The sequence below is a fragment of the Sulfitobacter sediminivivens genome, assembly GCF_042611115.2.
Lineage (GTDB): Bacteria > Pseudomonadota > Alphaproteobacteria > Rhodobacterales > Rhodobacteraceae > Sulfitobacter > Sulfitobacter sediminivivens.
The window spans coordinates 1-25324 of record NZ_JBHGAR020000023.1; the positions used below are offsets into that span (position 1 = coordinate 1).

Annotated in this window: 22 protein-coding genes and 2 pseudogenes; 15 read left to right on the forward strand and 9 right to left on the reverse strand. The window is 54.1% G+C overall.

What is annotated here, in order from left to right; translation table 11 throughout:
• Together ACEWL3_RS17595 and ACEWL3_RS17600 are read right to left on the reverse strand one after the other, a co-directional pair.
• A partial coding sequence (locus tag ACEWL3_RS17595; RefSeq protein WP_386184822.1) for an MBL fold metallo-hydrolase occupies positions 1 to 665 on the reverse strand: 665 nt, incomplete at its 3' end.
• Complete coding sequence (locus ACEWL3_RS17600; RefSeq protein ID WP_386184819.1) at positions 662 to 937, reverse strand: 2TM domain-containing protein; 276 nt, start codon at positions 935 to 937, stop codon at positions 662 to 664. The genes ACEWL3_RS17595 and ACEWL3_RS17600, both read right to left, overlap by 4 nt.
• 162 nt (positions 938 to 1099) lie before the next feature.
• On the opposite strand from ACEWL3_RS17600, the pseudogene ACEWL3_RS17605 reads away from it, so the two are divergent.
• Positions 1100 to 1803 (forward strand): annotated as a pseudogene (locus ACEWL3_RS17605) (IS6 family transposase).
• A 58-nt stretch (positions 1804 to 1861) separates the two neighbouring features.
• Here ACEWL3_RS17605 and ACEWL3_RS17610 read toward each other — a convergent pair.
• The 3 genes and pseudogenes from ACEWL3_RS17610 to ACEWL3_RS17620 all read right to left on the reverse strand — a co-directional run.
• A pseudogene (locus ACEWL3_RS17610) lies at positions 1862 to 2328 on the reverse strand (transposase); the annotation flags it as partial.
• A 441-nt stretch (positions 2329 to 2769) separates the two neighbouring features.
• A complete protein-coding gene (locus ACEWL3_RS17615) occupies positions 2770 to 4221 on the reverse strand; it encodes an aldehyde dehydrogenase family protein (protein WP_386184817.1) in 1452 nt (483 codons plus the stop codon).
• Between the two features lie 800 nt (positions 4222 to 5021).
• Positions 5022 to 5483, reverse strand: a complete 462-nt coding sequence (locus ACEWL3_RS17620) for a c-type cytochrome (RefSeq protein ID WP_386184815.1) — start codon at positions 5481 to 5483, stop codon at positions 5022 to 5024.
• A gap of 203 nt (positions 5484 to 5686) precedes the next feature.
• On the opposite strand from ACEWL3_RS17620, the gene idi reads away from it, so the two are divergent.
• Positions 5687 to 6232 carry an isopentenyl-diphosphate Delta-isomerase gene (gene idi / locus ACEWL3_RS17625; RefSeq protein ID WP_386184813.1) on the forward strand — a complete coding sequence of 182 codons (546 nt, stop codon included), beginning with the start codon at positions 5687 to 5689 and terminating at the stop codon, positions 6230 to 6232.
• A gap of 18 nt (positions 6233 to 6250) precedes the next feature.
• Positions 6251 to 7132 carry an oxygen-dependent coproporphyrinogen oxidase gene (hemF, locus tag ACEWL3_RS17630; RefSeq protein WP_386184811.1) on the forward strand — a complete coding sequence of 294 codons (882 nt, stop codon included), beginning with the start codon at positions 6251 to 6253 and terminating at the stop codon, positions 7130 to 7132.
• On the opposite strand, the gene hemE is transcribed toward hemF, so the two are convergent.
• The gene (gene hemE, locus ACEWL3_RS17635; protein WP_386184809.1) at positions 7129 to 8163 is read right to left on the reverse strand and encodes a uroporphyrinogen decarboxylase; all 1035 of its coding nucleotides are present in this window, start codon (positions 8161 to 8163) and stop codon (positions 7129 to 7131) included. The two genes, hemF and hemE, sit on opposite strands and share 4 nt — an antisense overlap.
• A 331-nt stretch (positions 8164 to 8494) precedes the next feature.
• On the opposite strand from hemE, the gene ACEWL3_RS17640 reads away from it, so the two are divergent.
• Positions 8495 to 9910: an oligosaccharide flippase family protein gene (locus tag ACEWL3_RS17640; protein WP_386184807.1), complete on the forward strand. Its 1416-nt coding sequence runs from the start codon at positions 8495 to 8497 to the stop codon at positions 9908 to 9910.
• A 511-nt stretch (positions 9911 to 10421) separates the two neighbouring features.
• Here the strand turns inward: ACEWL3_RS17640 and ACEWL3_RS17645 are convergent.
• Positions 10422 to 11588 carry a nucleotide sugar dehydrogenase gene (locus ACEWL3_RS17645; RefSeq protein WP_386184804.1) on the reverse strand — a complete coding sequence of 389 codons (1167 nt, stop codon included), beginning with the start codon at positions 11586 to 11588 and terminating at the stop codon, positions 10422 to 10424.
• 314 nt (positions 11589 to 11902) lie between these two features.
• On the opposite strand from ACEWL3_RS17645, the gene rfbC reads away from it, so the two are divergent.
• From rfbC to ACEWL3_RS17680, 7 genes are all read left to right on the forward strand, one after another.
• Entirely contained in the window at positions 11903 to 12478 is a 576-nt protein-coding gene (gene rfbC, locus ACEWL3_RS17650) for a dTDP-4-dehydrorhamnose 3,5-epimerase (RefSeq protein ID WP_386184801.1), read from the forward strand.
• Between the two features lie 3 nt (positions 12479 to 12481).
• A complete protein-coding gene (gene rfbB / locus ACEWL3_RS17655; protein WP_386184799.1) occupies positions 12482 to 13519 on the forward strand; it encodes a dTDP-glucose 4,6-dehydratase in 1038 nt (345 codons plus the stop codon).
• A gap of 24 nt (positions 13520 to 13543) precedes the next feature.
• Positions 13544 to 14464, forward strand: coding sequence for a dTDP-4-dehydrorhamnose reductase (gene rfbD / locus ACEWL3_RS17660; RefSeq protein ID WP_386184824.1), 921 nt, complete (start codon positions 13544 to 13546; stop codon positions 14462 to 14464).
• Complete coding sequence (rfbA, locus tag ACEWL3_RS17665; protein WP_386184796.1) at positions 14461 to 15342, forward strand: glucose-1-phosphate thymidylyltransferase RfbA; 882 nt, start codon at positions 14461 to 14463, stop codon at positions 15340 to 15342. Before rfbD ends, rfbA begins: the two co-directional genes overlap by 4 nt.
• 600 nt (positions 15343 to 15942) lie before the next feature.
• Positions 15943 to 16827, forward strand: coding sequence for an MBL fold metallo-hydrolase (locus tag ACEWL3_RS17670; RefSeq protein ID WP_386184793.1), 885 nt, complete (start codon positions 15943 to 15945; stop codon positions 16825 to 16827).
• A 32-nt stretch (positions 16828 to 16859) separates the two neighbouring features.
• Positions 16860 to 18533 (forward strand): bifunctional protein tyrosine phosphatase family protein/NAD(P)/FAD-dependent oxidoreductase, encoded by a 1674-nt coding sequence (locus tag ACEWL3_RS17675; RefSeq protein WP_386184791.1) that lies wholly within the window; start codon positions 16860 to 16862, stop codon positions 18531 to 18533.
• Positions 18534 to 18535: 2 nt separating this feature from the next.
• The gene (locus ACEWL3_RS17680) at positions 18536 to 20308 is read left to right on the forward strand and encodes a SulP family inorganic anion transporter (RefSeq protein WP_386184788.1); all 1773 of its coding nucleotides are present in this window, start codon (positions 18536 to 18538) and stop codon (positions 20306 to 20308) included.
• A gap of 22 nt (positions 20309 to 20330) precedes the next feature.
• Here ACEWL3_RS17680 and ACEWL3_RS17685 read toward each other — a convergent pair whose 3' ends face one another.
• Complete coding sequence (locus ACEWL3_RS17685) at positions 20331 to 21176, reverse strand: universal stress protein (protein WP_386184786.1); 846 nt, start codon at positions 21174 to 21176, stop codon at positions 20331 to 20333.
• A gap of 153 nt (positions 21177 to 21329) precedes the next feature.
• Here ACEWL3_RS17685 and ACEWL3_RS17690 point away from each other — a divergent pair, with 153 nt between their 5' ends.
• Both ACEWL3_RS17690 and ACEWL3_RS17695 read left to right on the forward strand, forming a co-directional pair.
• Positions 21330 to 22262, forward strand: a complete 933-nt coding sequence (locus ACEWL3_RS17690; protein ID WP_386184784.1) for a DnaJ C-terminal domain-containing protein — start codon at positions 21330 to 21332, stop codon at positions 22260 to 22262.
• A 4-nt stretch (positions 22263 to 22266) separates the two neighbouring features.
• A complete protein-coding gene (locus ACEWL3_RS17695; RefSeq protein WP_386184782.1) occupies positions 22267 to 22566 on the forward strand; it encodes a chaperone modulator CbpM in 300 nt (99 codons plus the stop codon).
• 98 nt (positions 22567 to 22664) lie between these two features.
• On the opposite strand, the gene ACEWL3_RS17700 is transcribed toward ACEWL3_RS17695, so the two are convergent.
• Positions 22665 to 23504, reverse strand: coding sequence for a universal stress protein (locus tag ACEWL3_RS17700; RefSeq protein WP_386184780.1), 840 nt, complete (start codon positions 23502 to 23504; stop codon positions 22665 to 22667).
• Positions 23505 to 23650: 146 nt separating this feature from the next.
• On the opposite strand from ACEWL3_RS17700, the gene ACEWL3_RS17705 reads away from it, so the two are divergent.
• Together ACEWL3_RS17705 and ACEWL3_RS17710 are read left to right on the forward strand one after the other, a co-directional pair.
• Positions 23651 to 24832, forward strand: coding sequence for a DUF8173 domain-containing protein (locus tag ACEWL3_RS17705; protein WP_386184778.1), 1182 nt, complete (start codon positions 23651 to 23653; stop codon positions 24830 to 24832).
• Positions 24833 to 24852: 20 nt separating this feature from the next.
• Entirely contained in the window at positions 24853 to 25284 is a 432-nt protein-coding gene (locus ACEWL3_RS17710; protein ID WP_386184775.1) for a DUF2267 domain-containing protein, read from the forward strand.
• The last annotated feature ends 40 nt before the right edge of the window (positions 25285 to 25324 follow it).

Genomic DNA, 25324 nt, shown 5'->3' on the forward strand with positions numbered 1-25324 from the left:
ATGGAGCCGGGCGTATGCCCCGGCGTTGGCAACAAGATCATGGACCCGTCACCAGCGACATCGTGGACGCCTTCGAATTCTTCAAAAAGCGGGTCATCGCTTGGCTCAAAGGTGATTTGCTGCCACTTGGCCCCAGAAATCTCGATATGTTCGCGCAAAATCCATTCCTGCTCGGGATGGGGTTCGGACAAAATCCGCCACTCGCGTGCGCTCACCAACAGATCAGCTTGCGGGATTTGGGCAATGCCCCCGACATGATCAAAATGCAGATGCGAAATAATCGCTGTCTTGATATTGCTTGCCGCGACACCGGCCGACGCCAACACATGGTCGATACGATCGTTGTCGGTCAGGTCGAAATGAAAGATACGTGGAAGCAGAAAGCGCCCGATCGCTTGTTTGATGTACCCTTTGTCAGACATCACACGCGGGTCGATCCCCGTATCGAACAGCACCCAACCGTCGTAATGTTCAATCAAGAAGGCTTGGAGCGGCAGCGGAACCCAGCTTCGTCCAAAGAACACCCACCATAGCTGCGGCAGCTTACTGCCAAAGCGGTGTTCCTTGTGCTGTTCGCCGCGCCCGCATTGCAGGACCCGAACGGATGAGATCTGCGGTTCGGATGCGGGCGTCGAGACAATCTGTTTTGATCGCGCGACAGTCATGACCGCTCTCGCGCCTTGCCAATCTCCTTTTCGATCATCTGTTCTGTCACAGCGAACCGCCTTGGGAACACGAATACGAGCGCTGCATGAATTGCCACGGCAAAACCCCAGCCCAGCATTGGCCAGTGGAACCAGATGGTGCCGGAGGAAGTCACGAAGTTGATGATCGCAAGAAACAGAATGACCGCGGCATATACCGATAAATGCGTATAGAAACCCATCTTTGCTTCAACGCGTTTCTTTGCTGATTGGTATTCGTCAGAGCTCTCCATAGCCCCCTCGTCTTGATTGCATTTTGATTGGCTTTGATTAGCAGACCGAGGGACTTCCAACATTGAGCAAGATCAATGTATCCAATGTGGTCGGGCGCTATCTGGGGTACTGTCAGAGCAAACCTGCTTGAGGCGGGCAGGGCGGTTTCGTAGCCTCGTCGGATGACCAAACCTGATCCAATTCGCTATTTCAAAACGAACCGAGAGATTAATCGCCTGGCAGTGGTGATGTACGTCCGGTTCCCGCTGTCCCTTCGCGATGTGGAAGATCTGCTCCACGAACGTGGCATTGATGTCAGTCATGAAGCGGTGAGATATTGGTGGCACCGGTTTGGCCCGCTATTCGCTGCCGAGATACGAAAGCGCCGGATTGAGGGTATGAAATCCAGTCGCTGGCGCTGGCATCTGGATGAGATTTTCGTGAAAATTAACGGTGAGCGGCACTATCTTTGGCGCGCCGTGGATCACGAAGGCGAGGTTCTGGAGAGCTTCGTGACGAAGACACGGGATAAGAAGGCTGCCTTGAAATTTATCAAGAAAGCAATGAGAAAGTACGGCCGCCCCGAGTGATCGTGACCGACCAGCTGCGCTCGCACGGCGCTGCGTTGAAAGGGGTGGGCGCAGCGGACAGGCAAGAAACTGGCCGCTGGCTGAACAATAGGGCGGAGAATTCACACCTTCCGTTTCGACGAAGGGAGAGGGTGACGCTCCGTTTCAGGCCCATACGGAGATTTCAAAAATTCGCCTCGGTCCACGCCTCGATTTACAACTTGTTCAACTCGGAAAGAAGCCTCCACTCACGACCCAACTTCAAACTCAGCCGCGCCGCCGCTCTGGCCGAGTGGCGAGGACTCGGCGCGGCATAAGGGACAACCTCACTGTCCTTATGGAGACGGGTTCGAATTAGTCTGCCAGCACCATCGCCAGTGTCTGCATTACCGGCAGATGTGAGGCTTCCACAGTGCGGATAATCTCAAGCTTCTCGGAGGCGGGATATCTCATACCTCTTCCTCCCCATCCCCGATCATGCTTTTTTTGAGCAATCTGTTCTCAAGGGTCAGTTCCGCGACGACCTCCTTCAAGGCTGCGGATTCCGAACGCAGTTTCTTGACTTCAGGTGATGTCGCTTGGCGCGCTGTTTCACCCGCCAGACGGTTCTTCCCAGCTTCAAGGAACTCCTTCGACCAGGAGTAATACAGGCTCTCGGCGATCCCCTCACGGCGGCAAAGCGCAGCGATACTCTCTTCACCACGCATACCCGCCTCACCACGCAAACCCGCCAACACGACCCTGATCTTCTCTTCAGCAGTGTAATGCTTGCGCGTCTTGCGCTTGATGCCCCTGACCAGTTTGTCAGCTGCATCCTTCGATGTTCCGGATTTCTTATTCATCTTCGCTCCATAATGGCTTCGATGAACCAGAAATCCTCCGTTACTCAAACCCCTAAATCTCTCCGGCAGGTGCTGACGTCAGACATATCCAGACTAAAGGAATGCCTCTTCTTGGTCATCATCGCGGAAATACGGCTTTGCATGACAGGGCCCGAAAGAAACTCAGCGGATTGCCGTTCAGTTAACAGAGATCTTAGTGCAGCCAATCCCGCGGCTTCGGTTCCCTGACCTATAAAGTCGAGACCGATCTTTGTTACGAGACCAGCGCTTGAAAACCGACCATGATCTACCAAATTGCAACGAAAGCGTTCTTTTTGATCAGACAATGGAACTGAGGACTCTACATCCATGGTTTGGCCCTTTCACCTAAAACGTGGCACTCAATAGCACCAAACTCAAGATATAGCTGATCTATTTTACCTTGCAAACACCGAAGAAAAGTCAGCTGCCATGCAGCGCCGCAACCGTCTTGAGCGATGAAAACCCGTAAAGCGCCTCAAAGCCTTTTTCCCTACCATGGCCTGACAAGCCAGTCCCGCCAAACGGAAGTTCAACACCGCCACCAGCCCCGTAATTGTTCAAGAATACCTGTCCCGCGCGCAGCTTTTTGGCCAGCCGCATCTGCCGCGCACCATCTCGAGACCAAACCGACGCCACGAGACCAAACTGTGTCCCGTTGGCAATGGCCAAGGCCTCCGTCTCATCGTCAAAAGGGATCACAACCTGCACCGGGCCAAAAATCTCTTCCTGCGCCAGAACGTGATCAGGGGGCACATCCGCAAACAACACGGGCGCGACGTAAGATCCACCTTCAGGCGCAGAAGCCGAAACTTGCCCCTTCGCAACAAGATTCAAATCGCGACCCCGATCCAAATAGCCCTCAACAATTTCTTTTTGGCGCTTTGAAATAACCGGGCCCAGATCAAGATCATCCATCGCGGGCCCAACACGCAGGTCAGTGTACATTTGCGTCATCGCTTCCACGATCTGATCATAAATCTGCCGCTGCACCAAAATACGCGACGATGCTGAACACGTCTGGCCGGCATTTTGAATTCCTGCGTTGACTAAGAATGGCAATGCCACGTCGATATCCGCATCCTCAAACACCAGCTGCGGCGACTTACCCCCCAATTCCAACGTCAAGGGCACCACATGGTGCGCTGTTGATTCCTGAATCAGTTTCCCAACATCAACTGACCCAGTGAACGAAACATGGCGCACCAGCGGATGTTGGGCCAGCGCATTGCCCGCCTCTGCCCCGAAACCCGGAACTATATTCAATGCCCCCTTCGGCAGCCCCGCAAGGCGCGCCAGCTCTCCAAATGCCAACGCGGTCAGACAAGCTTCCTCCGCCGGTTTTAATACAGCCGCATTGCCCATGGCCAGTGCCGCCCCAACAGACCGCCCAATAATTTGCATCGGGTAATTCCACGGAATGATGTGCCCAGTAACCCCGTGTGGTTCTCGCATAGTATAAACCGTGTAGCCGTTCAGATACGGAATTGTCGCACCATGCACTTTGTCCGCGGCACCTGCATAAAATTCCATGTACCGCGCCAAGGCAACTACATCTGCGCGCGCCTGCTTTAGTGGCTTGCCCACGTCATGCGCTTCAAGCTCGGCCAACTCCTCAGCGTGATCAAGAATAATTGCGCCGATATTATGAAGCACTCGACCGCGCTCTGCTGCGCTGGCTCTTCCCCAGTCACCCTCAAGAGCGGCCTGCGCAGCCATCACTGCGATATCTATGTCGTCTGCTGTACCACGGGCAATTTCGCACAATACCTCGCCATTTGACGGGTTGATCACCGGTACCCTTTGCGCTGAACAACCAGGCACCCATTCATTGTTAATAAAACAAAACGCTGGATTATTGCCGAGTAGTTTCATTAGTTGTAACCTGTGTTGGTTTCTATTTTTTCGTCAATCGATCTTGCGGTCAATTCTGCAGACGCGTTCAGAAGACTCATTTTTTCGGTCAAAGTCTCAGAGAGAGTCCTTTGGTATTCTCTTTCACGCATACCTTCAAACTCCCTTTTTCGGTTTTGGTGTTCTTTGCGGCCATCTATGTCCATAACTCAGCCAGCGTTAGATAATTTGGGGGAAATAGGGCAGTTCGGAAATGGAAAAAAGTGGGACTTCCAGTTTCCAGAGGTTCCGCGTTGAATATCGGAACACACCCGGTCAAAAGGGTGATTGACAGTGTGCAAAATGGGCCGCAATTGTCGATTTTCCGATACCAGCTTTTTGTGCGCCAAATGTGTTCCGTGGGTTTGCGGTTAAATGCTTGGTGGCAATGAATTTGTCGAGGTGCCCACCGATATCCGCGGATATTGTGGCATTCAATTCAGTTTGAGTAGACAACTATCACTTCGGTTTGCTTGACCGTGTCTTGGTCAGTCCATCGGGTGAAATCAAGCTAGGTTGCCTAAACAACCTAGCCATTCCGTGACGAAACTAAAAAAGTACAAGGTGTGATTGCAGAACTCAGTTTTTATGTCTCTTAGTATCAAATAATTGGTTAATACTCATCGCCTTCCAGACGGGATCGCTTCTGCGCGAATATGAAATCATGCAATGTTCGATCGGTGAGCATTGCGTCTTCTATCATCGATACCCCGTAGTCTGGCTCATTGACGGCGTAACAGTTCGGCCGTCAATGGTGTTTGAGAAAAAAACCCGTCAGCTGGCTAGTTGGATTCTTCGCCTTCGTCCTCAACCTCAGGTCCAACCGAAACAAGGTAGGTCCAGAGGTCCACTGCATCTTCGGCTTTCTTGAGCTTGAACGACATTCTCGACTTGGCTCCGCTGTCATCCAGATATTCTGCCAAGAACTTCTTTGGGTCCGCGACGTACTTCACAAAGCTTTCTTCGTCCCACATCAATCCGGCTTCGCCCGCCGCGACAATGTGATTCCCGAATTTGAAGCCTTCGGCGGCTCCTGCAGCCCGCGTGTAGATGCCATAAAGGTTCGGCCCTGTTTTGCCGCCCTTCTGAATGACCGTTTCGTCATCCGCGATGATCGCATGGCAGGATTTGCATTTCTTGAAGACGTTCTCACCTGCGCTGGCGTCTCCAGTTGCGTGGCCATCGGCGAACAACGGTGCGGCGATTGTAGACAGGCCAAGGGCCATGGTTGGCAGTAATTTCATTTCTCTTTCCTCAATTCTTCGGATCACCATCCTAGATGGACTGGTCATCATGATCATAGATCATATCACCGCATGATGTCTGCGACATTAGGACGCCACGATTGGGTGGCAATGTGCAAACCCAGATGAAGCATGCTAACACGCCCATGAAATTTTAAAATGATAGCAACCATGTCGTCAAATCACGCGAGAACATAAAGGCCATGGCAACGATGATTCCAACATGGGTGGATGGCACGCTCCAACCCTTCGAAAAACTTGCAGCGCACCAACAAGGTTTGCGGCACAAGGCGGTATCTGTATTTGTGGTTGCGGGTGAGCACGTGTTGATCCAGCAACGCGCACTCAATAAATACCACACCCCGGGCCTTTGGGCGAATGCCTGCTGCACCCATCCCGAATGGGGCGAGGATGCAATGACTTGTGCCTTGCGGCGTCTTGAACAAGAGCTGGGCATAAAAGGCATCGTTCCGCGTCATTGCGGGCAGGTCGAATACCGGGCCGATGTGGGTGCGGGCTTGATCGAGCACGAACTGGTTGATGTCTTCTTGGTGTCCGCCGATCTTGACCTGAGCATCACACTGAACCCGGACGAGGTGATGGCGACGCGGTGGCTTGAACATGATCAACTTATCACGGAATTGGCGGGTAATCCTGACCGCTTTACCCCTTGGCTAAAGATCTATCTGGCAGAGCACAGTGACATGATATTTGGTGGTGTCAGTGCCGACACAGCCCAAGGATTGTAGGAAGATTGAGTTGAGATCATGACAGAGACGTTCGAAACTGAAAAAGCGCAAGCCGCTGTATGGTTTCTCACCTTGCGGGATGAAATTGTTACCGCGTTTCACGCGCTGGAAAACCGTCATGAGGGCAGAGCGCCAGCGGGCCGTTTCGAGGTGCGCAAAACCACACGATCGGCGGATGATGGAACAGATGCTGGCGGTGGCGAAATGAGTGTGATGCGCGGTGGGCGTGTTTTCGAAAAAGTCGGCGTGAATATTTCGACAGTCTATGGAACCTTGGGTGCGCGCGCACAGTCGGCGATGGCCGCGCGCAAAGGAATTCCCGGAATGGTCGAAGATCCGCGATTCTGGGCGTCTGGTATTTCGCTGGTGGCACATATGCAGAACCCGCATTCGCCAGCGGTCCACATGAACACACGCATGTTCTGGACACCACATTCATGGTGGTTCGGCGGCGGTGCCGACCTTAACCCCTGCATCGAATACGCTGAGGACACGGCACATTTTCACACTGAGATGAAGCGCGCCTGTGATCCACATGGGAGCACACTTTATGCTGAGCTTAAGGCGTGGGCGGATGAGTATTTCTATATTCCGCACCGCAAACGGGCGCGTGGGGTAGGGGGCATATTTTATGATGACCGCAATACCGGTGACTGGGCGGCTGATTTCAAGCTAACCCAGGATGTTGGCACCGCGTTCCTGCCGGCTTTTGTGCCGCTGGTGGACCGCCGCCATCAGACGCCCTGGGACGATGCCGACAAGGACATCCAGTTGCAGCATCGCGGGCTCTATGCAGAATATAATCTGGTCTATGACCGGGGCACAAAATTTGGTCTGGAAACAGGTCACGATCCAGAGGCCGTGTTGATGAGCCTGCCACCCATGGCCAAGTGGTATTAACCGCCCCTGACCGTATCAATCATCAGCTGCACATTTGCGGGGTCCGCATCTGGCGTGATCCCGTGACCAAGGTTGAATATATGTGGACCATTCGACAGTGCCTCAACAATGCGCCGTGTTTCTGACACCAATGCGTCGCCGCCCGTGACCATATGCTTTGAGGCCAGATTGCCCTGAACGCATCCATCGGGCTGTACGTTCTCGGCGACCCATTCCGCACTCACGGCATCATCGACGGCGATGCAATCCGCACCAATCGCAGCATGTGCACCTTTGTACCGTTCGCCCGCACCACGGGGGAATGCGATGATAGGCGTATGGGGATGTACGGCCTTGATGCCTTGCACAATCTTTCGCATCGGCGCGATTGAATAATCATCAAAATCAGTGCCTTGCAGTGATCCGGCCCAGCTATCGAACAATTTTACCACTTCTGCACCGGCTTCAATCTGTGCATTCAGATAGACGATTGTGGCCTCAGTAATCCGATCAATCAGGCTGTCAAAAACGGCTTTGTTTTCGGCTTTCAATGCATGGGCCGGACCCTGATCAGGGGTCCCTTGACCTGCGATCATATAGGTGGCGACGGTCCACGGTGCCCCTGCAAAACCGATCAGAGTTGTTTGCTTGGGCAGCGCCTTGGCCAGAATGCCAACGGTCTCATAGATCGGGGACAGATGGTCATGGATGTCATCAATGGGCTTCAATGCGTCCAATTCGGCTTGGCTGGTGATGGTCGACAACCGCGGACCTTCGCCGGTTACAAACCACAGATCAGCGCCCAAGGCCTGTGGGACCAAAAGGATATCCGCAAACAAGATCGAGGCATCAAATCCATAGCGGCGGATCGGTTGTAGTGTGACTTCAGCGGCAAGTTCTGAGTTGTAGCAAAGCGATAGAAAATCACCCGCCTTGGCACGGGTTGCACGATACTCAGGAAGGTACCGGCCTGCTTGGCGCATCATCCATACCGGTGGGGTGGGCAGCGTTTCCCCCGCCAGCGCGCGCAAGATGGTTTTTTGAGATGTCATGTCACTAGTTCCCAGGAATTGATTTTGGCGCACCATGCACTTTGCCAAGGGCGGGGTACAAGTGTTGTCAGTGCCGCAGTTTGGCGATGGGGGGTGTTTCATGCATTTTGAATGTTCAGTGCGGGGCAGGGAGGTCTTTGGTAGGGGCGCGGGATCGGCATGCCGGTTCTCATCTCAGACACAGTTTTCCACTTACCATGTGCCACGATGATCGGTACTAAAAGAGAACTGCCCATTTTCTGCCGTTGGAAAGTAACCGTCGCGAGTATGTTTTTGACCAAACGCCTTTTGAGATCTGCCTTTGTCGGCCGCGCTGCTTTGGCACAGTCTGATGGCTGAAGGGTCGAAATCGCCCAATGCGTCAAAGCCCCCGGCGGAGGATGGTTTTTATGGTGCGTCAATGCTCGCGCGGGCGGCCCGTGGGTCTACTTGGACGGCTCTCACCTTTTTTATCTCACAGGCGGTGCGGTTTGCTGCAAACCTGATACTTGCGCGCCTGTTGTTCCCAGAGGCATTTGGGATCATGGCGCTTGTTACCATGCTGTTGGTCGCGCTGACGCTCGTGTCTGACATGGGCATTTCCCAGTCGATTATGCAGAGTAAACGAGGTGATGAGCCTGCTTTCATGGACACCGCCTGGACCATGCAAATCATTCGAGGGGTTGTTTTGTGGCTGGCAGCCTGTGGGTTGGCACTGCCAGTGGCAGCGTTTTACGACCAGCCGGATATCGCAGTGATGTTGCCAATTGCCGCGGTGTCGCTGGTGTTTGCGGCGCTGGAACCGATACGCGTTGAAACAGCAAATCGTCATTTGGTGCTTGGGCGGGTGACGGCGCTGGATCTTTTGTCCATAATCACCGGCACCGTTTCGATGGTCCTCATCGCCTGGGTCACCCATTCAGTCTGGTCTTTGGTTGCCGGTTGGGTGGTGACCGCAGCGGTTCGTTTGGCGCTGATGTGGTTGTTCCTTCCGGGTCCGGGCAACCGTATTTATTGGGAAAAGCGTGCCGGATCAGAACTGTTGAATTTCGGGATCTGGATATTTCTGTCTTCCATTTGCGGCCTGCTGGTGTTGCAGGGGGACAGGGCCATATTGGGTAAGTTTCTCAGCATAGATGGGCTTGGCATCTATAATATCGGTATGTTCCTCGCGAGCTTTCCGCTGATGTTGGCGATGACGGTCACATCTCGCATTCTGATCCCGCTTTATCGCGAGCATCTGAAAGACGAAGACCTGACCGCCCGCAATCGCCTGTTTCAATTGCGGTATGTTCTGACAGGGGTGATGATCCTTGGCCTGTTTTGCTTGGCGTTGATGGGCCCTTGGATTGTTCAGACACTTTATGATGATCGTTATCTTGCTGCGGGCGGCATCATTGTTGCCCTAGCCAGTGTACAGATGATTACCGTGGTGTCGCTGACCTATGATCAGGCTGCCCTAGCAACCGGGGATTCACGCGGGTTTTTTCTTGTCAGCGTGACCAAGGCGCTCCTGACGTTCGGAGGTTTCTTGATAGGGGTCATGATCATGGGCCTTTTGGGGGCGATGATCGGCCTCGCATGCGCCATCTTGCTGTACTATCCCTTTAACGCCGCACTGGCGCGTCGGCATGGTGCATGGGATGGACGGCACGATCTGATATTCCTGCCACTGGCACTGCTGCTGGGTGCCATCGCGGTCTGGGTGAACTTGCCAGATATCAAGATGCTGATCCCCGGATCAGCTGGGGCGTTTCACCTTCGCTAGCCAGTGGGCTGGCGCAGTTAGATCAAAAACTTCATTAGGCAGGGATGAAGAAGGACCGACCACCCAACAGTCTGTGCGGAAACGTCCAAACCAAGATCAACTGTGCTGGTCGCGTATGCAAAATGGCAACCTAAAAAGAAGTTGCTTAGAATGTGTTAATTCCGTCCTTACGACCCACAACCAGTTCCCGGTTGAGAGCGCCGGCAACTTCTGATTGGTTCTATCCATTTCAGTGATGCAAAGCAGTGCCAATTGGTGCGGTGGGGACAACCTGCTGCAGAGGTACGCCGGATGTGTTAGCGATAACTACATAATAGAGCGCTGAATGCACCCGGATGAGTTCTGTACATGCCAGCGCCATATCGCGAGAACCCACCACTTCTGATGTTGAATGCACAACGGCCCTGAGCAACTCCACTAAACACAGGGACTCATCCCTCCAAGTTGAGAAGTGGAGATGAACTACCCATGTTAGTTAAACAACTGCGGGTGCTACCCCAGACGAACCGACCTAATCTGCCCCAAACAGGTCGCGCGTAAAGACCTTATCCGACACATCCGCCAGATCGTCCGACATGCGGTTGGCCAGGATTACGTCGCAATCTGCCTTGAAGGTCGCCAGATCACGTTCGACCCGCGAGTGAAAGAAATGTTCCTCTTTCAGTTGCGGCTCATAGACCACAACCTCAATACCCTTGGCCTTGATCCGTTTCATGATCCCTTGAATGGAGCTGTCGCGAAAATTATCAGATCCGGTTTTCATGGTCAGCCGATACACGCCGACTTGTTGTGGTGACTTGGAAATCAGGTGATCGGCGATGAAATCTTTGCGGGTGGTGTTGGCCTCTACGATGGCGTTGATCATGTTTTGCGGTACAGCGCTGTAGTTGGCCAGCAGTTGTCTTGTGTCCTTGGGCAGGCAGTATCCGCCATAGCCAAATGAAGGGTTGTTATAGTGATCGCCGACTCGAGGGTCGAGGCAGACGCCCTCAATGATCTCGCGGCTCGACAGAGACTTTGAAAGGGCATAGCTGTCGAGTTCATTGAAATAGGCCACCCGCATCGCAAGATATGTATTTGCAAACAATTTGATCGCTTCGGCCTCGCCTGAGCCGGTGAACAGCGTTGGGATATTTTCGTCAATCGCACAACTTGTCAGCAGTTCGGCAAATGCGCGCGCCCGGTCAGAGCGTTCACCGACGATGATCCTTGATGGATGCAAATTGTCATACAGCGCTTGACCTTCGCGCAGGAATTCAGGTGAAAAGAGGACATTATAGATCCCCTGTTCGGTGCGCAAACGTTCAACAAAGCCTACTGGAATGGTTGATTTGACCACAATGACTGCCGTGGGCGCAATCGCACGCACGTCAGCGATCACCGCCTCGACGGTGCCAGTGTCAAAGTAGTTGGTTTTGGGATCGTAGTTCGTTGGCGTTGCAACGATCACGAAATCCGCCCCCTCATAGGCTGTGGCCTTGTCACTGGTTGCGGTCAAATTCAGATCGCCACGCGCGAGATAGGCCTCGGCTTCGGGATCCACGATGGGAGAGCAACCCGCATTAATTGCATCCACACGATCTTGCATAATGTCGACGGCAACCACAGTATATTTCTGCGCCAAAAGAACCGCATTGGACACACCAACATAACCCAGGCCAGCAATCGCAATTTTCATGTTTCTCTCCGTAGGACGAGCTGCCCGCGGAAAAGGGGCAGGAAAAGTGAATATCGCCGAAACTCCTACAAGTTTTGGGTGTGACTGACCACTGCGGATTTTGGGGGTAACCAATGCTAGATAAAATCTAGGCCTACCTTCAGGACATCGAGCGTCCAGACCCCTGCAAAATTAGACACCCTTATCTTGTACCATGTATAGTTGAGCGAGCGGACCGCCTATCAACTTCCGAATGGGAGCAGGAGCGTGGACAGGCACCTCCCGACTTGTTAAGCAGCGGGTGTTTTTGAGTTGTTCAATTAGAGAGATTTTACATGCAGATCGAAACCACGCCTCTGTCCGGTATTGTCATTGTGACCCCTGCGCGGTTTGGTGACAACCGCGGATTTTTCTCTGAAAGCTACAGTGCCAAGGTACTGGCAGAACACGGTATTACGATTCCGTTTGTGCAGGATAATCATTCCTTTTCGAAAACCATGGGTACCGTGCGTGGGCTGCATTTTCAGGCCCCTCCACATGCTCAGGACAAGCTGGTGCGCTGCGGTCGCGGGGCGTTGTTTGACGTGGTGGTCGATATCCGCCGTGGATCACCCACCTATGGGCAGTGGTTCGGTACTGAACTCAGCTTTGAAAACGGGCGGCAAATTTTGGTGCCCGCTGGCTTTGCGCATGGGTTCATCACCTGCACATCTGACACCGAAATCATCTATAAATGCTCTGACTATTATGCGCCCGAAACCGAGGGGGCGATCCGCTGGAATGATCCGGACCTTGACATCAATTGGCGACAGGGGGCGGGGCAGGGGAACCTTGCGGCCATTCTGTCCGACAAAGATGCCGCGGCACCCTTGTTTGCCGACCTTGACACACCTTTCGCATATGAGGGCTGACAGATGAAGCTTTTGATTACCGGCGGGGCCGGATTTATTGGCTCTGCTGTTGTGCGCCTTGCTGTGAAACAGGGGCATCAGGTCGTGAACCTCGATGCACTGACCTATGCCGCATGTCTCGATAATGTCTCGTCTGTTGCGGACAGCCCGCTTTACAGTTTTGAGCACGCCAACATCTGTGACCGCGAGGCGCTGACGCGGATCTTTGGCACGCACCGCCCCGATCTGGTGATGCATCTGGCGGCAGAATCCCATGTGGACAGATCCATCGACGGTCCGGGTGCCTTTATCGATACCAATATCACTGGCACCTATACTTTGCTTGAGGCCGCGCGCAGCTATTGGCACGCCGAGGGGCGGCTGGATACATTTCGGTTTCACCATATCTCAACCGACGAGGTTTTTGGTTCGCTCGGCGCAACAGGGCAGTTTACCGAAACAACGCCCTATGATCCGCGCAGCCCCTATTCCGCGTCCAAGGCCGCGTCTGATCATCTGGTCCGGGCATGGGGTGAGACCTATGGGTTGCCTGTTGTTTTGACCAACTGCTCGAACAACTACGGCCCATACCATTTCCCGGAAAAGCTGGTGCCGGTGGTGATCCTCAAGGCGCTGGCGGGGGAGCCTATACCGGTTTATGGCAAGGGTGATAACGTCCGCGACTGGTTATATGTTGAGGACCACGCCGATGCCTTGCTGACCGTTGCCGCGAAGGGCGAGGTTGGGCGCAGCTATAACATCGGCGGTGAAAACGAGGTGACCAACCTTGATCTGGTCAAAATGATATGCGCAATTCTGGATGACCGACGCCCGACCGGCGCACCCCATGCCGAATTGATCACTTTCGTGCCTGATCGTCCGGGTCATGACATGCGTTACGCGATTGACCCTTCCCGCATCCGGGATGAACTTAGCTGGAAACCCTCAGTTACAGTAAGGCAGGGTCTGGCGCTTACCGTCGACTGGTATCTGATGAATGAACCATGGTGGCGCGCGCTGCAAAACCGCGAGGGTGTGGGGCAGCGGCTGGGACAAGGATGAACGTCTGACTTGTGACGGCGATAGATTTGTTGGCGATCCAAGGCCCAACGAAAGGGACCAAGAGTGCATATACTGGTATTTGGGTATAACGGGCAGGTGGCCACGGATTTGCGCGCACTGGCGGCAGAGGATCTGAAGATCACTGCGCTGGACCGGGACGCGGCTGATCTGACTGATCCGGCGGCATGCACTGCGGCAATAGCGGCCCATGCGCCAGATGCAGTGATCAATGCGGCGGCCTATACCGCCGTGGACCGTGCCGAAGAAGACGAGGCGACAGCGCAAATCGTCAACGCTGATGCGCCCGTTGCGATGGCCCAAGCCTGTGCCGCGCTCGATATTCCCTTTGTCACTATTTCAACCGACTATGTATTTTCTGGCGCGGGTCACGTGGCCTGGACACCACAAGATCAGCCAGATCCGCAGGGCGCTTATGGACGCACCAAGCTGGCGGGAGAACAGGGTGTGGCGCATGTGGGAGGCCGTTGGGCAGTGCTGCGCACATCTTGGGTCTTCTCTGCGCATGGCACCAACTTCGTCAAGACCATGCTGCAACTGGGGGCCGAAAGGGACGCCCTGAAAGTCGTATCAGATCAGATCGGCGGACCCACCGGTGCCGCCGAGATTGCCGCGGCGTGTGTTGTCATTGCACGAAAGCTTTCGCAGGATGCAGATGTCGCAGGCATTTACCATTTCTCGGGTGCGCCGGCGACCAGTTGGGCCGATTTTGCCCGTGCGATCTTTGCCGGGGCGGGGCTGGATTGTGCTGTCACCGACATTCCGTCCAGTGCATACCCGACACCTGCAAAGCGGCCTTTGAACTCGTGGATAGAGTGCAGCGCCACCACCGCCACATTTGGCATTCCGCAGCCGCAATGGCAAAATAGCCTGACCGCGATCCTGACCCAACTTTCCCAGCAACAAAACGGGACATCCTCCTCATGACCAATACTACCAACCGCAAGGGGATCATTCTTGCCGGTGGCTCTGGCACCCGGCTTTATCCGATCACGGTCAGCGTCTCCAAACAATTGCTGCCGGTCTATGACAAACCGATGATCTATTACCCGCTTTCAGTGCTTATGCTGGCGGGCATCCGCGAAATCTCGGTGATTACGACGCCGCAGGACCGCGCGCAGTTTGAACGCGCTCTGGGGGATGGTAGCCAATGGGGCGTGAGCCTGACATATATTGTGCAGCCCAGCCCCGATGGCCTGGCGCAGGCCTATATTCTGGCTGAGGATTTTCTGGATGGGGCACCTTCTGCGATGGTGCTGGGGGACAACATCTTTTTCGGCCACGGCTTGCCCGAACTTCTGGCCGAGGCTGACAATGAGGAACGGGGCGGCACTGTCTTTGGGTACCGTGTTGCCGATCCTGAACGCTATGGTGTGGTCGATTTTGACGACGAGGGCCGCGCGCGCCAGATCATTGAAAAACCTGAGGTGCCGCCGTCAAATTATGCGGTCACGGGCCTTTATTTCCTTGATGAAGAAGCATCAGACCGGGCCCGCAAAGTTGCGCCATCGGCGCGCGGAGAGCTGGAAATCACAACCCTGCTCGAAAGCTATCTTGATGAAGGCATGCTGCGGGTGAAACGCATGGGGCGCGGATACGCCTGGCTGGATACCGGTACCCATGGCAGCCTGCTGGACGCGGGCAATTTCGTGCGCACGCTGGAAATGCGACAGGGGCTGCAAACAGGCAGTCCTGACGAAATTGCGTTCAATCAAGGCTGGATTTCAGTCAAGGACATTCAGGCGCGCGCCGAGATGTTCGCCAAGAACGAATATGGCACATATCTGATGGGATTGCTGCGCTAGCACCTAGATAGAAAAAGCAGAGCTGCAAGGTGCCCCGCGCGCCTGATGTCGCACATGCAAAATTTCCTACGCTCATTCAGGTTCATCTAAGAGGCTGGGCAGTGCAACTGTTGTCTGAGCTCATCAGGCGGCAGTTAACGACCTGCATCTGCTTGCGTCGGCACAACTTACGTATAATGTGCAAGTTTTTGTTAGCAACGCATAGTTGTGAGTCCGCGTTTATTTCACAAGACACTGAAGAGCGTGACTGTGTGCCAAGATTTAGTTGGTCGATAACATACTATGTTGCCAATTATGCTAAGGCCCACAATGCCAATGTTGATTCACTAGATGCATGCCTTTTTAGATAGTTAGTTTATCGCAACTGCGAAAGCCGATCCCGGGAAATCGCTTTGTATTATCGACCTAGAAGCTTCTTTTCTTAGTAAGTTAGGATTGCAGATTTTTCGTGCTTATACGCGTCGATCGATTGCACCAGCCGACGCGTTGCGTTGATATTTCTCAACTTCAATCACAGCGTTCCAGACCAATGTGACCTTGTCACTGAAAGCCGTGGTCGGCGGCCCTAGATATGTATGCAAAGTACGAATGGAGAAGATGATGACACAATATCCAGTAAATATGCACGTTCACCCTGAAATAGAGTCATTTTTCGACCCTCAGACCAATACGATCAGCTATGTGGTCATGGACCCGGAATCGACGTCCTGTGCGGTCATCGATTCCGTGATGGATATCGACTATGCGGCAGGTCGGATCACGCATGACCATGCGGATGAAATCATCGCCTATATTGAAAAGCACAAGCTCAAGCTTGAGTGGCTGATCGAGACACATGTGCATGCAGATCACCTTTCTGCTGCCCCCTACATTCAGTCCAAACTTGGCGGTAAAATCGGCATTGGTGACCAGATAACCGTTGTGCAGGATACCTTCGGCAAGGTTTTTAACGAGGGCACCGAATTTCAACGCGATGGGTCGCAGTTCGATTTGCTGTTTAAGGATGGTGACACTTACGATGTTGGCGGGTTGACCGCGTTTGTGATGCACACGCCCGGACATACACCGGCGTGCATGGTGCATGCCTTTGGCGATGCTGCGTTTGTGGGGGACACATTGTTCATGCCTGATGGCGGATCCGCACGCGCGGATTTCCCAGGTGGCGATGCGGGTCAGTTGTACGATTCAATTCAAAAGGTGCTGGCCTTGCCGGATGATATGCGGTTGTTCATGTGCCACGATTATGGACCGGATGGCCGCGATATCATGTGGGAAACTACAGTAGCAGAGGAAAAGGCCGAGAATATCCATGTCGGACGGGGCAAAGGCCGCAAAGAGTTCATCAAGTTCCGCGAGGCACGCGATGCCACACTTGAGATGCCAAAACTGATCCTGCCATCGCTGCAGGTCAACATGCGTGCCGGGGAAGTGCCCAAAGACAAAGACGGCAAGGCGATGCTGAAAGTCCCCGTCAACGCCATCTGACCAAACCGCACGCCCGAGCAGGAGTTACTTCCATGGATATTCGAAAAATTTCGGATCAGTTCTTTGTTGCCCCGCAAATCACTGAGGTGGACTTGGCAGACCTGCATGACAAGGGCATCAGGTCCATCATTTGTAATCGACCAGATGGAGAGGGCGCAGATCAACCCACGTTCACGGAGCTATCTCACGCAGCTCAGAAACTTGGCATAGAGATGCGCTATATCCCGGTGTCGGGCGGGATGGTTCAAGATGAAAATACAGAGGCATTTGGCAGTGCAGAGGATGCGCTGCCCAAGCCGCTGTTGGCATACTGCCGGACGGGTACACGGTCAGCAACATTATGGTCGCTGGCGCATGCAAAAGACATGCCGCTTGCGGATATTCTCATCGCGGCCAAAAAAGCCGGGTATGATATGAAAGGCGTTGTGCGAAGGATCGCAAATGGCGGCAAGACGCCCTTGGATCAGGCGGACGCATCTTACGATGTTGTGATCGTTGGGGCAGGGGCCTCTGGTATCTCAGTCGCAGCAAGTTTGAAAAGCCGCTTGCCCGGCCTGGACATTGCAGTGATAGATCCTGCCGATGCGCATTACTATCAGCCGGGTTGGACAATGGTTGGTGCCGGTGTTTTTGCCGCCGAAGACACGGTGCGCACTATGGGGTCGCTGATTCCACCAAACGTACATTGGTTGAAATCGGCCGTGGCGGCATTTGAACCCGAAAAGGACGTTGTGATCCTCGATGGGTGTCGGGTGGTGAAATACAAGCGTCTAGTTGTCTGTCCAGGGCTAAAGCTGGACTGGGGGCGTGTTGAGGGGCTGGTTGAAACACTGGGCCGCAACGGTGTGACATCCAATTATCGCTATGACATGGCGCCCTACACATGGGAACTGGTGTCGGGCATGACGTCGGGGCGCGCGGTATTTACCCAACCACCGATGCCAATCAAATGCGCAGGGGCACCGCAAAAGGCGATCTACCTTTCTGCGGATCATTGGACCCGCCAGAACACCATCAAGGACATCGACATCCAGTTTCACAGCGCAGGCGGTGTCCTGTTTGGGGTCAAGGATTATGTCCCGGCATTGCAAAAATACGTAGATAAGTATCAGATCGACCTGAATTTTTTCCAAAATTTGGTTGCTGTTGACGGGCCGGCGAAAAAGGCGTGGTTTGACGTGTCTAGGCCCGACACCCCGGTTGAACGGGTAGAAGTTGAATTTGACATGATCCATGTCACACCACCCCAATGCGCCCCGGATTTCATCGCTGTTTCACCATTGGCCGATGCAGCGGGCTGGGTCGATGTGGATCAGGCCACGCTGCGCCACAGAACGTTTGAGAATATCTGGTCATTAGGTGATGTGATGAATGCGCCGAATGCCAAGACCGCTGCGGCAGCGCGCAAACAAGCGCCCGTGGTTGCCAACAACATTGTCGCAGACATAAATGGGCGCGCGCCCGTATCACAGTATGACGGGTATGGATCATGTCCTTTGACCGTCGAGCGTGGCAAGATCGTGCTCGCTGAATTTGGGTACGGCGGCATCCTGCAACCCAGTTTTCCCCGCTGGTTAATCGATGGCACCAAGCCAAGCCGCCTGGCGTGGCTGCTGAAAGAGAAAATCCTACCGCCGGTCTATTGGAAAGCGATGCTGAGGAGCCATGAATGGATGGCTTCTCCTGAAAAAATATCGGCACGCTGATCATGGCTATGTCACGCAAGAAATCAGGATTTCGATTTTCTCACTATTTTCCGATTCTGGCTTGGGGCCGCAGCTATACTGCTGCGACAGCAGTCAACGATCTGGTTGCGGCGTTGATTGTGACGATCATGTTGATCCCACAGTCGCTGGCATATGCGATGCTGGCCGGATTGCCGCCAGAGGCCGGGTTATATGCCTCTATTCTGCCGATTATGCTCTACAGTATCTTCGGTACCAGCCGATCTTTGGCGGTTGGTCCTGTTGCTGTTGTGTCGCTGATGACAGCTGCCGCGATTGCGGATGTGACCCGCACGTTGGACGTTGGGTATGCAACAGCGGCGCTCAGCCTCGCTGCGTTGTCGGGGACGATTTTGATGGCCATGGGTGTCCTGCGGCTTGGATTTATTGCCAACTTTCTGTCGCATCCGGTGATCTCTGGATTCATAACTGCATCGGGGGTGTTGATCGCAGCCAGCCAGCTAAAACATGTGATGGGGATAGATGGCGGGGGGCATAACCTGCTGGAAATTGTGTCTTCGCTTGTTACGCATGTTCCGTCTGTCAATCTGTTGACCGTAGCCATTGGTATGACAGCCATCGGGTTTCTTTTCTGGGTCAGAAAAGGGCTTCGCCCTGCATTGATCAAGATTGGATTGCGCCCCCGTATGGCAGATTTCTTGGCCAAAGCGGGGCCTGTTTTCGCTGTCGGGGCAACGACCTGGTTGGTCTGGAAATTCGATCTGAACGCGAGCGGGGTTCAAATTGTCGGTGCGGTTCCGCAAAGCCTGCCCCCGTTGACCAGGCCAGACTTATCCATGGATCTGATGTCCGCCCTGTTCAGGCCCGCGTTGCTGATTTCGATCATTGGATTTGTTGAGTCAATTTCGGTGGCCCAGACACTGGCAACCAAGAAACGGCAAAGGATTGACCCGGATCAGGAATTGATCGGTTTGGGCGCGGCCAACATCGGTGCATCCTTGACTGGTGGCTTTCCGGTGACCGGTGGGTTCTCGCGATCTGTGGTCAACTTTGACGCCGGGGCGGAAACGCCTGCCGCAGGTGCGTTTACAGCTATCGGTCTGACTGTTGCTGCGCTGTTTCTGACGCCGCTGATCTATTTTCTGCCCAAGGCCACGCTTGCGGCGACAATCATCGTTGCCGTTCTGTCATTGGTGGATGTTCAAACCCTCAAGCGCAGTTGGATCTATTCCACAAGGGATTTTGGCGCGGTTGCCGTGACCATGCTTTTGACGCTTGGTTTTGGGGTTGAGCTTGGCGTGACTGCCGGCGTTGTTCTTTCGATCCTGCTGTTCTTGTATGACACGTCGCGCCCGCATGTGGCCGAGGTTGGTCTGGTCGAAGGGACCGAGCATTTCCGCAACATTCATCGTCACGCGGTGCTGACCGACCCAACAGTGCTGAGCCTCAGGATTGATCAAAGCCTTTATTTTGCCAATGCTCGGTTTTTGGAGGATTACATCTATGATCGTGTGATCGACGACACTGACCTCACACATGTTGTGCTGATGTGCTCGGCCGTAAATGAAATCGATCTGAGTGCGCTGGAAACGCTGGAAATGGTCAATACCCGGCTGAAAGAGATGGGGATCGACCTGTCGCTTTCAGAAGTGAAGGGGCCGGTCATGGACAGATTGCGCCGTGGTCATCTGCTCAAACATCTGACCGGCAACGTTTATCTCTCGCAGTTCGACGCTTTCCGTGCGCTCGCTCAGCCAAAGCTACCGTTGAACAAAATCTCGGTTGTCGCCACTTAGAACGGGCGCTGATCTATGTGGATCAATGCGCCAAAAGCACAGGAAGATCAGTCTGTTCGATCATTGACCGTGTGGTGCCGCCAAAGACTGCTTCGAGAATGCGGGCATGGCCATATCCGCCCATGACGACAAGGTCGGCCCCGAATTCCTGAGCGCGGTCCTGAATACATCGCGAGATCGCACGTCCGCCGCTTGGAAACTGCGAGACCGTAACTTTGCAGCCGTGATGGCTGAGCCACGCAGCCACGGCAGTGCCTGGGTCCTGGCCGTTTTCCTCTGCGGTCATAACCGGATCAAAGCAGCCGATAACGACTTCTTGAGCATCCTTCAGATAAGGCAAGGCCGCGTGCACAGCAGCAGCGGCGGCTTCGCTGCTGTCCCACGCAACAAATATCCGGCCCATTTTTTGTGATGCAGAGCCATTCAGCCGCAAACCGATGGGGGAATGGAACAGTACGCCATAGACTGCCTCGCGCATGATATCTTGCTTGTCGCGCAGGTTTGCCGCGAGAACCGCTTCGTCACTGACCCGCGCCGACAAAGATACAGCGCGTTTGATGTCAACCGTAGCGCAGATAACAGACCGGACGTCGCCTGAAACGTTGCTGCGCGCCAACAGAGCTTCGGTCGCATCAACGCGTTCCTGTTGCCGTGTTTGCGCCTCCGCGAGCTGCTCTCCCCAGTTGTCAGAAACGGTGATGCCGCCATAAGGAAGGGCCCCATACGCATTCATGGGCAGAACCGGGGCTGCTGCAAGAAGCAGACAGCTCAAGTGATTTTGTTGCGCGGCAGCAGCCTCTGCTGCCTCGCTGATCATGGCGTCCGAGGTGTCTGAGTTCATCAGAAAAAGCACGGTGCGACGGTTCATATTATTCTCCAGTCTGGTTGTGATCGCCGCAATTATGCGGTGCGGATTTCCTACATTTTGACAGTCACCACGAAGAACATACTGATAAAGATCAAGTGAAATTTCGGAATCTGGTGTTATCTTGGTTCGAAATTGTATGCGGATGAAGGTCAGATGGAATTTAAAGATTACTACAAGGTTCTCGGCGTCCAACGCGAGGCGAGTGCATCTGAGATCAAGAAAGCGTTTCGAAAGCTTGCGCGCAAATATCACCCCGATATCAAAGCAGGCGCAGATTCTGAAGCCAAGTTCAAGGACGTGAACGAAGCCTATGAGGTCTTGAAAGACCCCGAACGGCGGGCCGCGTATGATCAATTGGGTCAGGAACCGCAGCGCCGTGGGGGACGCTATCAGCCGCCTCCGGATTGGGACAGTGGTTTTGAGTTCTCTGGCGGCGGGCCGCAAGGCGACGGGGCGTTCAGTGATTTCTTTGAAACGCTATTCCGCAGAGGGGGCGGGGCACCCGGGGGCATGCGATCTGGCCGTGGTGCAGACAGTCATGGGCGGATCGAAATTGCAATTGAAGATGCCTATCGAGGGGCTGATCGCACCATCAGCTTGCGCACACCGGTTGTTGGCCCGGACGGAAATGTCAGACTGCAAGACCACAAAGTCTCAGTGCATGTACCAATGGGAATTGCACAGGGGCAGCACATCCGGCTGGCAGGGCAGGGTGCACCGGGGGCGGGCCCGGGCACGGAGGGGGATCTGTTTCTTGAGGTTACCTTTGCCCCGCACCCGGTCTATCGCCCGGAAGGCAAGGATCTTTATCTGGATTTACCCATCGCCCCATGGGAGGCGGCGTTGGGCAGTCACGTCGTGATGCCGACGCCGGGTGGCAAGGTTGACCTGCGCATCCCCAAAAACGCGCGCACGGGCCAGAAAATGCGTTTGAAAGGCAAAGGCCTGCCCGGCACTCCAAAAGGGGATATCTATGCCACTTTGAAGATCGTAAATCCCAAAGCCGACACCGCAGAAGCGCGCGCATTCTTCGAGAAGATGGCAAAAGAAATGCCGTTTGATCCGCGCGCCCATCTAGGAGGATAGCACCATGAAAAAGACCACTTCAAAAAGCGACGTTGTTGACGCGCTGTCGTTGCAGGACCTGTGCCGCTTTTGTCAGGCCGAAGAAGACTGGGTGATAGAATTGGTGGAATATGGCGTACTGGAACCCAAAGGCAGCAGATCGGGAGACTGGCAGTTTATTGGCACAAACATCGTGCGGGCCAAAAAGGCCCGACGCCTGAACCGCGATCTTGGTATCAATGTCGCAGGCGTCGCACTTGTTTTGGACCTGATTGAGGAACGGGACGCCGTTTTGCGCAGGTTGAGCCAGTACGAAACGCTTTAGCCAATGTACCGGTGACCCGAAATTCGGACTTCGGGAGTATAGAGAATAGTGTCAGTGATCCGCCCGTCATCTGTACAACGATGTCCCCGCTGCATCTGTTACTGGCTAAATAATACCGGCAGTTTCTGGTCGCGCAGCAGCGCATAGGATGTGGCACCCAAGACAAGGTCATAGGCCCGAGAATGACCAAATGCCCCTGTGACAATCAGATCAGCGCCTATTTCGAATGCGGCCTTGTTCAGCACGTTGGCAATGCTGTCGCCCATTGCTTCGCGATGATCAAGTTTGGGCTTTAGCCCATGCCTTGAAAACATCTCGGCCAGGTCAATCCCATCACTATCTGTAAGTGCGTCTTTATGCGATTTCACGACGCGCAAGATGGTAAGGTCTGCGCCAGCATCTGCAACGGCCAGCATGTCATGTGCCGCGCGCGCCGCTTCTTTGGTATCGCTCCATCCCAAAAGGATATTTGCACCGATCTCAGGACCATCATAATCGGTCGGCACAACGATAACGGGACGGCCACTTTCGCGGATAACCTGAGCTTGCGCCTGCCTTTGGTCGTATCTGTCGTTTTCCTTATCTTCATGCGCCATGATTACCAGATCTGCAGCGCGGGCGCTTTCGACCATCCGTTCATTGGCCGAGACAGCTTCGGCACGAACAAGGCGGAATTCGCTGATGAAATCTTCGCTCTTGGTGTGCTTTTCGAAAATCACCCTGATCTCTTCCGATTCCTCTTTCTGGCTGGCGTTGAAAGCGGCAAAGGCAGGTTCTGGAATATGCATCGCAATACCGGGATAAACCAGCAAGGCCTCAATGGTGTGGAGTCCAATGAGATGCGCATTATGTTTTCGCGCCAGCGGTACAGCCACTTTCAGAAGGGCTTCGGCGTGTTCAACCGTGGTTAGACAAACCAGAATTGTTTTGGGTCCCATGATGCAATCCTCATTATTGCGAAGTGTCGGAGCGGTACCTTTGCTGCCTAGCAAATATGGCAGCTGGTCGATTGATCCTCGTCAATTCTTTTTTGGCGCAGTGGTGTAGCTCTGGGGCAATCCAAAGTCTTTCGAGGAGTGTTCCGATGTCTATTCGCCAAATCGCCATGGCCACCTTGGCCGCTTTGTGCATTTGCACCACCTCATCGGCTGAAACCGTCTCTTTGCAGAATGGCAATGACACGTTTTTTGCCGGGGGGCAGGTCAGTGAAACGATTGATGCGCGCGGCGACACATTCTTAGCGGCGCGATCAGCTCAGGTTCATGGTGCAACTCAAGGTGATCTGCATGTCTCGGGCTTTGATGTGTCGGTCAGCGCCGATGCAACCGAAGATCTTTACGCGATTGGTGCCAATGTCGTGATCCGCGGTGCCGTCGCTGAAGATTTGTCAGCTGCCGGATTTTCAGTTCGGACAGAGAAAACTTCGCAGACCGAGGGCAATGCGCGCCTAATGGGCAATACAGTCACGATCGAAGGACCGATAACCGGCGTCCTCTCTGTGATGGGCCGAGATGTGATCTTGAATGCTCCGATCAAAGGTGACGCCCGAATTCTCGCACAAACACTCTCATTTGGTCCCGATGCAATCGTCAGCGGCACATTGACCTACAGTACTCAGGAAAAGATCGCAGTGCCTGAACGGGTGGCCCCGGCTGAACGCGTGGTGTTTGAGGCGATCAAGGATGCGCATCTGTGGGAGGCGTGGGAGGATATGGGCAAAGACATGCCCGCATTCCCGACCTTTGCCTCTCTGCTGTTCGGCTTTGTCATCTCGCTTTTGTTCTTCTTGGTGCTGGGTGCCTTGATGCTGGGTTTTGTGCCCAAGCGGCTGTCGAAAATGCGCAAGAGCATCGCAGCGGCACCGGGGCAAACCCTGATGCTCGGTGTCATCGGCCTTTCCGTTCTTTTTGGTATGGTGCCGATCACGGCGCTAACAATTGTGGGGTTGCCCTTTGTCCCGATCGTTGTGCTTGCCATCGTGGTGGCATGGACCCTCGGATACGCTCTGGGGGCCTATAGTGTTGCCATGCGCATCTGGGCGGGATTTGGCGGCGCGCCGGAGCCAAGCAATGTTGCACGCCTTCTGATTTATGCCGGTGCGATCATTTTTATAGCTTTGCTGAATTTCATCCCGTTCGTGGGCTGGGTGGCCAACTACACACTGGTCCTGCTGGGCATCGGGGCGATGACAAATGCGTTGTTCCAGACCCTGATCGGAAATCCGGGTGCGGCGCTGGACATTGATCTGAAACCAATAAACGACTGACATCAAACAGGAGAATAGCCATGACCGCTCAAGGTTTGGAAGTAATCGACCACAGTGTTCATCTGACTCATGAATGGATCAACGAACTTGCAGCCCGGCTTGGCTGGTCGTCAAAGCGCAGCACGTTGCGCCTCTTGCGGATCACCTTGCACCGTATCCGCGATCATTTGATGATTAATGAACTGGCACAGATGTCTGCACAGCTGCCTCTGATAATCCGCGGATTCTTCTTTGAAGGCTGGGTGCCAAAACAGACACCCATCAAGGAACGCCGTGCTCAGGAGTTCGTGACATTTGTTGATGCTCAAATGGGCGAGAGTCCGGAATACCGAGGGCGCGATGACATCAAATGTGTCTTTGACATGCTGAATGCGCGCCTCAGCCGGGGCGAAGTTGAAGATGTCCGCGCCAGTTTGCCAACCGAGATACATGATCTCTGGCCAGCCCCCTGAAACCACTGAATGGGCAAAGAAGGGCCTGTCTTTCCGGTGG